We start from the raw sequence: 9,549 nt of genomic DNA on the forward strand, positions 1-9,549 counted from the left end.
GCGGCTGGCGCGCTGCCGCCGCCGGGCCTCGGGAAGAAGGCGGCCGCGGAGTGACAACGCCACTCACCAGCCGGGCGCCGGCGATCGGGCCGGTGCAGCAGGACGATGCCATGGTGCGCGTCACGCGCTGGGATTTCGATCCCGGCGCGGAGACCGGCTGGCATCGCCATGGCTGGGGCTATGTGGTGATCCCGGTGACGGACGGCACGCTGCTGCTGGAACTGCCGGGCGGCGCCACCGCCAACGCCACCCTGACGGCCGGCGTCTCCTACACCCGCGACCCGGGCGTGGAGCACAACGTGGTCAATGCGGGGACGGAGAAGCTGTCCTTCGTCGAGGTGGAGCTGAAGGCGCTGGCGGGCTGAGCGATGGCCAGCACGATCACGGGACCTGATGGGCGGCCACGCTGCCACTGGTGCGGCGCGACGCCCGAATACATCGCCTATCACGACCATGAATGGGGATTTCCGGTCTCCGATGACCGGCGCCTGTTCGAGAAGCTCTGCCTGGAAGGTTTCCAATCCGGGCTGAGCTGGCGGACCATCCTGGCCAAGCGCGCCAATTTCCGCGCGGCCTTCGACAATTTCGAGATCGACCGCATCGCCACCTACACGGAGGCCGATGTGGCGCGCCTGCTGGCCGATGCAGGCATCGTCCGCCACCGCGGCAAGATCGAGGCGGTGATCAACAATGCCAGGCGGGCGCAGGAGCTGGTGGCACGCGAAGGCTCGCTGGCCGCCTATGTCTGGCGGCATGAGCCCGATGCGGCCAGCCTGCCACCGTACGGTGCCGCGACCTCCGCCGCTTCCATCGCGCTGTCCAAGGATTTGAAGAAGCGTGGCTGGGCCTTCGTCGGGCCGACCACGGTGCATGCCTTCCTGCAGGCCATGGGGCTGATCAACGACCATGCGGAAGGCTGCGCCTTCCGGGAGGAGGCGGCGCGGGCGCGGGATGCGTTTCGGCGGCCGGGATGACCGAGGCGGAGATCATCGCGCTGCCGGAGGCGGGCGGGTCCTGCCAGGTTCAGTGGCGCCGCTCGTCGCGGGCGCGGCGGGTTTCGCTGCGCATCTGCCCGCGGCAGGGCGCGGTGGTGGTGGTGCTGCCGCCGCAGGCAGCGCGGCGGGCCGGGCTGGCCCTGCTGCGCGCCAATGGGCCCTGGGTGCTGGCCCGGCTTTCGGCGCTGGCGCCCGCGAACAAGCTGCTGGATGGGGGGCGGGTGATGCTCGGCGGGCGGGATTGCATCATCCGGCACGACCCGGCTGCGGCCGGCGCCGCGCTGGATGGCGATGGCATCGTGCTGGGCGGGGCGGCGGCCGATTTGCCAGGCCGGGTGGTGGATTTCCTGCGGGCGGAGGCGCGGCGGCGGATCGGCGTGCTGGCCGCGCGGCATGGCCAGGCGCTGGCGGTGCAGCCCGCCGCCATCCTGGTGAAGGATACCCGAAGCCGCTGGGGGAGCTGCGCGCCGGATGGCACGCTGGCGTTTTCCTGGCGGCTGGTGATGGCACCCGATTGGGTGCTGGACTACGCGGTGGCGCATGAGGTGGCGCATCTGCGGGAGATGAACCACTCGGCCCGCTTCTGGGCCCATGTCAGCCGCCTGACGCCGCACCGCAACGCCGCCGCCGCCTGGCTGCGGACCCATGGGCCGACGCTGTTGCGCGTCGGCTGAAACTGGAGAAGCCCGATGCACGCCCCGATCGCCTTCATCACCGGCGCCACCGCCGGCTTCGGCCTGGCCATCGCCCGGCGCTTCGCCGCCGATGGCTGGCGCATCCTGGCCGCCGGGCGGCGCCGCGAACGGCTGGATGCGCTGGTGGCCGAACTCGGCGCGGCGCGCTGCCATGGCGTGGTGCTGGATGTGCGGGACCGCGCGGCGGTTGAGCAGGCCGTGGCCGGGTTGCCGGCGGGTTGGGAGCAGATCGACCTGCTGGTCAACAATGCCGGCCTCGCGCTCGGCCTGAACCCGGCCCAGGGCGCCGATCTCGATGACTGGGACGCGATGGTCGACACCAACTGCAAGGGGCTGATGTATGTCACGCGCGCCGTGCTGCCGGGGATGGTGGCGCGGGATCGCGGGCATGTGGTGAATATCGGTTCGACGGCCGGCGAATGGCCCTATCCGGGCGGCAATGTGTACGGCGCCACCAAGGCCTTCGTCCGGCATTTCAGCCTGAACCTGCGCGCCGACCTGTTCGGCACCGCGGTGCGGGTGACGGATATCGAGCCGGGGCTGGTCGGCGGCACGGAATTCAGCGCGGTGCGCTTCAAGGGCGATGCCGAGAAGGCCGCCGCCCCCTATGCGGGGACGGAGGCGCTGAACCCGGAGGATATCGCGGATGCCGTGCATTGGGTGGCGACGCGGCCGGCACGGGTCAATGTGAACACGCTGCAGGTGATGCCCGTGGCGCAGAGCTTCGGGCCGCTCCGCGTCCACAAGGCGTAGGTTTCGGGCCGCTCCGCGTCCACGAGGCGTAGGTCAGGCGGCGCGCTCGGCCTTGGCCACCATCGCCTCCGCCTGGCGGATGGAGGCGATGTCCAGCAGCCTGCCGTCCAGCGCCACGGCGGCGCGGCCTTCCAGGCGCCCGGCTTCCATCGCGGCCAGCACGCGGCGGGCCTGGGCCACTTCCTTCTCATCCGGCTGGAAGGCGGCGTTGAGCGCGGCGACCTGGCCGGGATGGATCGCCATCTTGCCCTCCGCGCCCATGGCACGGGCACGGCGGGCGCTGGCTTCCAGACCCTCCGCATCGCGAAAATCGCCATACGGGCCATCGATCGGGCGGAGGCCAGCGGCGCGGGCGGCGGTGATCAGGCGGGCCAGGGCGAAATGCCAGGGGTCCAACAGCCCGGCCGGGCTGGCGTAATCCGGGTTCAGTCCGCCGATCGCCGTGGTCCGCATGCCGAGGCTGGCGGCCAGATCCGCCACGCCGAGGTGCAGGCTCTCGGTGCGGGGGGAGGCGGTGGCGATGGCTTCGACCTGCGCGAGGCCCTTCGCCGTCTCGATCACCAGGCCGAGGCCGACGCGGCGGGCACGGCCGGTGGCGGCCTCGATCTGGGTGGCGAGCAGGTCGGCGGCGAAGACCTCCCGCGGGTCGCCCACTTTCGGGATCATCACCACGTCCAGCCGGTCCCCGGCTTCGAGCAGGGCGATCAGGTCCTTGTAGAAATGCGGCGTGTCCTGGCCGTTCACCCGCACCGCCAGGATCTTGCTGCCCCAGTCGATGTCGCGGATCGCGGCCACGGCATTGGCCCGCGCGCGGTCCTTCTCGGCCTCCGGCACGCTGTCCTCCAGGTCGAGGAACACGGCGTCCGCCGGGCCGGCGGCGGCCTTGGGGAACAATTCGGGCCGGATCGCCGGGACCGCGAGTTCGCTGCGGTGCAGACGGGCCGAAGGGGGTGTGGTTGCGGTCATGCGGCGGGCTCCTGGATGGCGAGTGGGTGGTGTGCCTCGACCAGGCGTTGCAGCCGTTCTTCGAGCACCTTGGTGTAGATCTGCGTGGTCGCGATGTCGGCATGGCCCAGCAGCATCTGCAGGCTGCGAAGGTCCGCGCCATGCGCCAGCAGGTGGGAGGCGAAGGAATGGCGCAGCACATGCGGGCTGACCCGCGCCGGGTCCAGCCCCGCTTCCAGCGCCGCATCCTTCAGCACCAGGCCGATGGTCTGGCGGGTGACATGGCCGCCGGCGGCGCGGGAGGGAAACAGCCAGCGTGATTTCCGCTCCGGCTCCGGCTTCGCCGCGGCGGCGGCCAGCACCGCATCACGCGCGCGGGCGGAGATCGGCACCAGCCTTTCCTTGTTGCCCTTGCCGCGCACCGTCACCAATGGCTGGTCCGGGCGCAGCGCATTGGCGGGCAGAGCGACCAGTTCACTCACCCGCAGGCCGCTGCTGTAGAGCAGTTCGATCAGCGCCAGGGCAAAGGGGCCGCGGGCGCCGGGCAGGCGGGCGGCGCCGTCCAGCAATGCGGCAAGCTCGGCCTCGGCCAGGGGCTTGGGCAGGCTGGCTGGCAGGCGGGGACTTTGCTGCAATTCGGTCGGGTCGTCCTTTCGCAGACCCTCCTGCACCAGGAAGCGAAAGAACTGGCGCAGGGCGGAAAGCCGGCGGGCGGCGGTGCGTGCCGACAGGCCGGCATCGGAAACGGCGCGGAGGTAGCCCTGGATGGTGGCGGCATCCGCCGTCAGGGGGGAAATGCCGCGCGGTGTGCAGAATTCGGCGAAATCCGCCAGATCCGCGGCGTAGGCGGCGAGCGTGTTGCGCGCCGCGCCGCGTTCCGCGGCCAGCATCTCAAGGAAGGCTTCGCCGTGGCGATCCATCTGGGGCGATCCATCTGGCGGGCGCGGCGCTGCGGTCAGCGGGTTCCGAAGCGATCCGCCGGCACGATGCGCTCCACCGGCTCCGGCGTCACGGAGGGCGGGAAGGCGCCGATCCCGAGCAGGCCGATCCCCAGCAGCGCAAAGACCAGGGCAAGCAGCAGCAGGAGGGGGTTTCGGAACATCGTGGGGGCGGATCCTCGTGCGCGTCAGGGTGTGCTAGCCTTCACCATCGTGTCACGCAACACCGCCTTTCCGGCCTGGCGCCTGCCGGATGCCCCCTCGCCCGAACCGGCGAACCCCGCCACGCCACGCCGCAGCGTGGTGCTGGTGGGCATGCCCGGCTGCGGCAAATCCTCCATCGGGCGGCGCCTGGCGGCGAAGCTCGGCCTGCCCTTCGTGGATGCGGATACCGAGATCGAGCTGGCCGCGGGCCTGGCTATCACGGAAATCTTCACCCGGTACGGAGAGCCGCATTTCCGCGATGGTGAACGCCGTGTGATCGCGCGGCTGCTGGCTGGGCCGCCCTTGGTATTGGCGACGGGCGGCGGCGCCTTCACGGATGCGCGAACCCGCCGCGCCGTGGCCGAATCGGGCGCATTGGCCGTCTGGCTGCGCTGCACCCTGCCGGTGCTGCTGCGCCGGGTGGCGGGGCGGGAGCATCGGCCGCTGTTTCTCAACCGGGACCCGCGCGAGGTGCTGGAGCGCCTGATGACCGTGCGCCACCCCACCTTCGCGGAGGCGAAAATCATCGTGGACTGCACCGACGAGCCGCCTGAGACGACGACCCGCCGGGTGATGGAGGCGCTGGACGCGCATCGGGAGCCGGCGCGGCTCAAGGTGCGGCTGGCGGAGCGCAGCTACGATATTCTGGTGGGCGAGGGGTTGCTGGCCCGCGCCGGGGCGCTGCTGGCACCGGTGCTGCCGGCGCGGCGTGTGGTGGTGGTGACCGATTCCAGCGTGGCGCCGCTGCACCTGCCCACCCTGCTGAATGGGCTGGAGGCGGCAGGCGTCGCGGTGGTTGCGACCATCGAGGTGCCGCCGGGCGAGGCCAGCAAATCCTTCGCCCAGCTCGAACGCGTGGTGGAGGCGGCGCTGGCCGCGGGGGCGGATCGGCGCACCGCGGTGGTGGCGCTGGGTGGCGGCGTGGTGGGTGACCTGGCGGGTTTCGCCGCGGCGGTGGCGCTGCGTGGCCTGCCCTTCATCCAGATCCCGACCTCCCTGCTGGCGCAGGTGGACAGTTCGGTGGGTGGCAAGACGGGCATCAATCTCGGCCTCGGCAAGAACCTGGTTGGTGCCTTCCACCAGCCTCTGCTGGTGCTGGCCGATATCGGCGTGCTGGCCACCCTGCCGCCGCGGGAATTGCGCGCCGGCTATGCCGAGGTCGCCAAGCACGGGCTGTTGCAGGGCGCGCTGTGGGACTGGTGCGAGGCGGAGGGCGCGCGGGCGGTGGCTGGCGACCCGGCGGCGCTGGCCCATGCGGTGCTGGAATCGTGCCGGCTCAAGGCCGGCGTGGTGGCGGCGGATGAGCGTGAGGAGAGTGCCGAGGGCGGCCGCGCGCTGCTCAACCTGGGCCACACCTTCGGCCACGCCTTCGAGGCCGAATGCGGCTATGGCGGCACGTTGCTGCATGGCGAGGCGGTGGCGGTGGGCCTCGGGCTGGCCGCTTCGCTCTCGGCGCGGCTCGGCTTCTGTTCACAGGAATTGCCGGGGCGGGTGATGTCCCATCTGCAGGCCTGCGGGCTGCCGGCCCACCTGGCTGATCTGCCGCGCGGCTTCTCGGCGGAGCGGCTGATGGCGCGGATGCGGAAGGACAAGAAGGTGCGCGACGGCGCCATGCGCTTCGTGCTGCTGCGCGGGCCGGGGGATGCCTTCACGACCGCGGAGGTGCCGCCCGCTGCCGTGGCGGCCCTGCTGCGGGATGAAGGGGCGGCCGAGTAGCCTTCCCGCTGCGGCAGGTGCATGCCATAGCAGGGCATTGCACTGCACCATCCGGGGATTTCTGCCCGATGCCGCTCTCCGAGCCCGAGGTTCCGCGCGTTCCGCTGCATCGCCGCCAGATCACCATGGATGGCTACCACCGGACCGACGGGCTGTTCGATATCGAGGCGCACCTCGTCGACACCAAATCCTACCCGTTCGACAATATGGACCGCGGCACATTGCAGCCCGGCGACCAACTGCACGGCATGTGGGTGCGGATGACGGTGGATGAGGACATGATGATCCGAGCCTGTGAGGCCGTGTCCGACTTCACCCCCTATGAGATATGCCCGAAGGCTGCGTCGAGCATGAGCCGCCTGGCCGGCGTCTCCATCGGGCCGGGCTTCAACCGGGCGGTGAAGGAACGGGTCGGCGGCGTGCTGGGCTGCACCCATCTGCGGGAGGTGATGGCCCAGATGGCGACCGTCGCCTACCAGACCATCGCCCCCTGGAAGTGGCGCCGGGCGCGGGCGGAGCGGGAGGCGGCGATGGCCGCCGGCAACGTCACCGCCGCCCCGCCGCCGCGGCGCCTGCCGATCGGCAGCTGCTACGCCTATGCCGAGGACAGCCCGGTGGTGCGGCGGCACCGGGAGGGCGGCGGGGCGGAATAGGCTACGATTTCGCCGCTTCCTCGGGCGTCAGCAGGCGGAGCGACAGCGCATGCAGCCCCGCCTCGAACTCCGCCGCCACCGCCTCATGTGCGGCGCGGGAGCGGGCGACGCGGGACTGGCCGGCGAAGACCGGGGAGACCACGCGCACGGAATAATGCGTCTCGCCACCCGGCTGGGCGCCGGCATGGCCGGCATGCTGGGCGCTGTCATCCTGCACCGACACTTCGGCGGGGGCGAAGGCCTGCTGCAGGCTGGCATGGATGCGGGTGGCGCGGTTTGTCATGGTTTCACCTTGGATATGGGCGGTGTTGCGGGGTTGGACAGGGGCCGATGCGGCATGGCTCCGTTTCGCGCTGGCGCCTTGCGCGGGCGGAACCCCACGACCATAAACGCCCCATGGCGCGACGTGGCGACCGTATCGGAACAATGACCGCGGAGCTGGAGGCGCCGGTGCGCCCCTGCGAGTCGCCGGGCTGCCCCGAACCTGGCGCCTTCCGTGCGCCGCGCGATCGCAAATCGCTGAACGAATATCGCTGGTTCTGCCTGGAACATGTGCGGGCCTATAATCGCGCCTGGGACTACTACAAGGGCATGTCCCCGGGCGAGATCGAACGGCATCTGCGGGAGGATACCGGCTGGCAGCGCCCGACCTGGCCGCTGGGCCGCCTCGGTGGCGCCAACCCCTTCGACCCGGAGGTGCTGCGCGACCCGCTCGGCGTGCTCGGCGCCACGCCGCTGCATGCCCAGCGCCGCGCCAAGGCGCCGCGGCCGGATGAACCGCCGCCCGAACTCCGCGCAGCGCTGGACGTTCTGGGCCTTGTCTGGCCTGTGGATTCCCTGGCTCTGCGTTCGCGCTACAAGGAACTCGCCAAGCGCTACCACCCCGACGCCAATGGCGGGGATCGCCAGGCGGAGGAACGGTTGAAGGACATCAACCGCGCCTACAGCCTGGTTCGTCGCAAGCTTCCGGGCAAAGCCACGCCCGCACCCGCGCCTGCCGGGTAGCCGCGCCCGTTCTGGCGCCTTAGGATTACGATCGAATGTCACAGCCGGACCGACAGATGAACAAGGCCGCCAGCCTCGCCGAGACCAGCCCCACCTCCGCCATCGATATGCCGGATACGAAAGTCGCGGTGCGCGACGTCTTCGGCTTCGACAGCGACATGGTGGTGCCAGCCTACAGCCGCCGCACCGAGCATGTGCCGGAGGTGGACAGCACCTACCGCTTCGACCGCGATACCACCCTCGCCATCCTTGCGGGCTTCGCCTTCAACCGGCGCGTCATGGTCCAGGGCTATCACGGCACCGGCAAGTCGACGCATATCGAACAGGTCGCCGCTCGGCTGAACTGGCCCTGCATCCGGGTGAACCTGGACAGCCACATTTCGCGAATCGACCTGATCGGCAAGGATGCGATCGTCCTGAAGGACGGCAAGCAGATCACGGAATTCCGTGAAGGCATCCTGCCCTGGGCCTTGCAGCACCCCTGCGCGCTGGTCTTCGACGAATACGATGCCGGCCGCCCAGACGTGATGTTCGTGATCCAGCGCGTGCTGGAGGTGGAGGGCAAGCTCACTCTGCTCGACCAGAACAAGGTGATCCGGCCGCACCCGATGTTCCGCCTGTTCGCCACGGCGAACACCGTGGGCCTCGGCGACACGACGGGCCTCTATCATGGCACGCAGCAGATCAACCAGGGTCAGATGGACCGCTGGAACATCGTCGCCACGTTGAACTACCTGCCGCATGCGCAGGAGACGACGATCGTCATGGCCAAGCTCGGCTGGGACGAGAAGGACGTGAAGATGAAGCGCCAGACGGAAGCCATGGTGGCGCTGGCCGACCTGACGCGGGCCGGCTTCATCGCGGGCGACATCTCCACCGTCATGTCGCCGCGCACCGTCATCACCTGGGCCGAGAACGCCAGGATCTTCGGCGACATCGGCTTCGCCTTCCGCATGACCTTCCTGAACAAGTGCGATGAGGCGGAGCGCGGCACGGTGGCCGAATACTATCAGCGCTGCTTCAACGAGGAACTGTCCTCCGGCAGCCTGCTGCGCAAGGCTGGCTGAAGCCATGGGGCGACGGGCCTGAACCTGTCGCCCCCCGCGCCCGGGGTCCGGGCCTAGATGACGGATCACGACCGATGAGCGGCAAGCCCGACCAGACGCGGCAGGAAGAATTCAAGCGGGCGACCGCCGGCGCGGTGCGCGCCATCGCGCGCCAGCCCGAGGTGCAGGTTGCCTACCAGCCCGGCCCTTCCGGCCTTGCCGGCAAGCGCGCCCGCCTGCCGCTGCCCACCCGCGCCCTGCCGCCGTCCGAGATGGCGAAGCTGCGCGGCGCGGCGGATGCTATCGCGCTGAAGCTGCGCCACCATGATGAGGGTGTGCACGCCAACCGCATCCCGGCCCGCCGCGAAGCCCGCGAAGTCTTCGATGCGCTGGAGGATGTGCGGGTCGAGGTGGTGGGCAGCCAGCACATGGCCGGCGTCGCCGCCAACCTCCGCGCCCGGCTTTCGGACCAGTGTGAGTCCGAGGGCTATGACCGCATGACGCGGAAGGATCAGCTTCCGCTCGCGGCCGCACTCGGCCTGCTGGCGCGGGAGCGTCTTTCCGGAGAACCCGCGCCGGAAGCAGCGCAGCGGGTGCTG

The 9,549-nt window shown here is 70.5% G+C and carries 12 protein-coding genes and 1 pseudogene; 9 read left to right on the top strand and 4 right to left on the bottom strand.

Features of this window, described 5'->3' with window-relative positions:
- The 4 genes from Q8S40_RS07365 to Q8S40_RS07380 all read left to right on the top strand — a co-directional run.
- On the top strand, window positions 1-365 hold a 365-nt coding region (locus Q8S40_RS07365), incomplete at its 5' end, for a cupin domain-containing protein (RefSeq protein ID WP_371136812.1).
- 3 nt (window positions 366-368) lie between these two features.
- Window positions 369-974, top strand: a complete 606-nt coding sequence (locus Q8S40_RS07370; RefSeq protein ID WP_305669866.1) for a DNA-3-methyladenine glycosylase I — start codon at window positions 369-371, stop codon at window positions 972-974.
- The gene (locus Q8S40_RS07375; RefSeq protein WP_305669867.1) at window positions 971-1,669 is read left to right on the top strand and encodes a M48 family metallopeptidase; all 699 of its coding nucleotides are present in this window, start codon (window positions 971-973) and stop codon (window positions 1,667-1,669) included. The genes Q8S40_RS07370 and Q8S40_RS07375 overlap by 4 nt, the downstream gene beginning before the upstream one ends.
- 15 nt (window positions 1,670-1,684) lie before the next feature.
- Window positions 1,685-2,443, top strand: coding sequence for an SDR family NAD(P)-dependent oxidoreductase (locus Q8S40_RS07380; protein WP_304809109.1), 759 nt, complete (start codon window positions 1,685-1,687; stop codon window positions 2,441-2,443).
- Window positions 2,444-2,476: 33 nt separating this feature from the next.
- Here Q8S40_RS07380 and Q8S40_RS07385 read toward each other — a convergent pair whose 3' ends face one another.
- Genes Q8S40_RS07385 through Q8S40_RS07395 form a run of 3 tightly spaced genes read right to left on the bottom strand, consistent with a single transcriptional unit; the run spans window position 2,477 to window position 4,490 of the window.
- Window positions 2,477-3,409, bottom strand: coding sequence for a CoA ester lyase (locus Q8S40_RS07385; RefSeq protein ID WP_305669868.1), 933 nt, complete (start codon window positions 3,407-3,409; stop codon window positions 2,477-2,479).
- Window positions 3,406-4,308 (bottom strand): tyrosine recombinase, encoded by a 903-nt coding sequence (locus Q8S40_RS07390; RefSeq protein WP_305669869.1) that lies wholly within the window; start codon window positions 4,306-4,308, stop codon window positions 3,406-3,408. Before Q8S40_RS07390 ends, Q8S40_RS07385 begins: the two co-directional genes overlap by 4 nt.
- 35 nt (window positions 4,309-4,343) lie before the next feature.
- Window positions 4,344-4,490, bottom strand: a complete 147-nt coding sequence (locus Q8S40_RS07395; RefSeq protein WP_305669870.1) for a hypothetical protein — start codon at window positions 4,488-4,490, stop codon at window positions 4,344-4,346.
- 49 nt (window positions 4,491-4,539) lie between these two features.
- Here Q8S40_RS07395 and aroB point away from each other — a divergent pair, with 49 nt between their 5' ends.
- Together aroB and Q8S40_RS07405 are read left to right on the top strand one after the other, a co-directional pair.
- A complete protein-coding gene (gene aroB, locus Q8S40_RS07400) occupies window positions 4,540-6,246 on the top strand; it encodes a 3-dehydroquinate synthase (RefSeq protein WP_371136813.1) in 1,707 nt (568 codons plus the stop codon).
- A gap of 68 nt (window positions 6,247-6,314) precedes the next feature.
- Window positions 6,315-6,899, top strand: a complete 585-nt coding sequence (locus Q8S40_RS07405; protein ID WP_304809101.1) for a DUF2889 domain-containing protein — start codon at window positions 6,315-6,317, stop codon at window positions 6,897-6,899.
- A gap of 1 nt (window position 6,900) precedes the next feature.
- Here the strand turns inward: Q8S40_RS07405 and Q8S40_RS07410 are convergent, their stop codons facing one another.
- Window positions 6,901-7,182, bottom strand: coding sequence for a BolA family transcriptional regulator (locus Q8S40_RS07410; RefSeq protein WP_305669871.1), 282 nt, complete (start codon window positions 7,180-7,182; stop codon window positions 6,901-6,903).
- Window positions 7,183-7,325: 143 nt separating this feature from the next.
- Between Q8S40_RS07410 and Q8S40_RS07415 the strand changes: the two genes are divergently transcribed.
- The 3 genes and pseudogenes from Q8S40_RS07415 to Q8S40_RS07425 all read left to right on the top strand — a co-directional run.
- On the top strand, window positions 7,326-7,904 hold the full coding sequence (locus Q8S40_RS07415) for a J domain-containing protein (protein WP_305669872.1): 579 nt from the start codon (window positions 7,326-7,328) through the stop codon (window positions 7,902-7,904).
- A 56-nt stretch (window positions 7,905-7,960) separates the two neighbouring features.
- Window positions 7,961-8,971, top strand: coding sequence for a cobaltochelatase subunit CobS (gene cobS, locus Q8S40_RS07420; protein ID WP_304809203.1), 1,011 nt, complete (start codon window positions 7,961-7,963; stop codon window positions 8,969-8,971).
- A 74-nt stretch (window positions 8,972-9,045) separates the two neighbouring features.
- Window positions 9,046-9,549 (top strand): annotated as a pseudogene (locus Q8S40_RS07425) (cobaltochelatase subunit CobT); the annotation flags it as partial.

The organism is Falsiroseomonas sp. (assembly GCF_030695085.1).
Lineage (GTDB): Bacteria > Pseudomonadota > Alphaproteobacteria > Acetobacterales > Acetobacteraceae > Falsiroseomonas.

Bases quoted from the DNA above. Each gene is read 5' to 3' on its own strand.
- Q8S40_RS07410 (WP_305669871.1), bottom strand. From the start codon at position 7,182: ATGACAAACCGCGCCACCCGCATCCATGCCAGCCTGCAGCAGGCCTTC.
- Q8S40_RS07415 (WP_305669872.1), top strand. From the start codon at position 7,326: ATGACCGCGGAGCTGGAGGCGCCGGTGCGCCCCTGCGAGTCGCCGGGC.
- cobS (WP_304809203.1), top strand. From the start codon at position 7,961: ATGAACAAGGCCGCCAGCCTCGCCGAGACCAGCCCCACCTCCGCCATC.
- Q8S40_RS07380 (WP_304809109.1), top strand. From the start codon at position 1,685: ATGCACGCCCCGATCGCCTTCATCACCGGCGCCACCGCCGGCTTCGGC.
- Q8S40_RS07385 (WP_305669868.1), bottom strand. From the start codon at position 3,409: ATGACCGCAACCACACCCCCTTCGGCCCGTCTGCACCGCAGCGAACTC.
- Q8S40_RS07375 (WP_305669867.1), top strand. From the start codon at position 971: ATGACCGAGGCGGAGATCATCGCGCTGCCGGAGGCGGGCGGGTCCTGC.
- Q8S40_RS07370 (WP_305669866.1), top strand. From the start codon at position 369: ATGGCCAGCACGATCACGGGACCTGATGGGCGGCCACGCTGCCACTGG.
- Q8S40_RS07395 (WP_305669870.1), bottom strand. From the start codon at position 4,490: ATGTTCCGAAACCCCCTCCTGCTGCTGCTTGCCCTGGTCTTTGCGCTG.
- Q8S40_RS07390 (WP_305669869.1), bottom strand. From the start codon at position 4,308: ATGGATCGCCACGGCGAAGCCTTCCTTGAGATGCTGGCCGCGGAACGC.
- Q8S40_RS07405 (WP_304809101.1), top strand. From the start codon at position 6,315: ATGCCGCTCTCCGAGCCCGAGGTTCCGCGCGTTCCGCTGCATCGCCGC.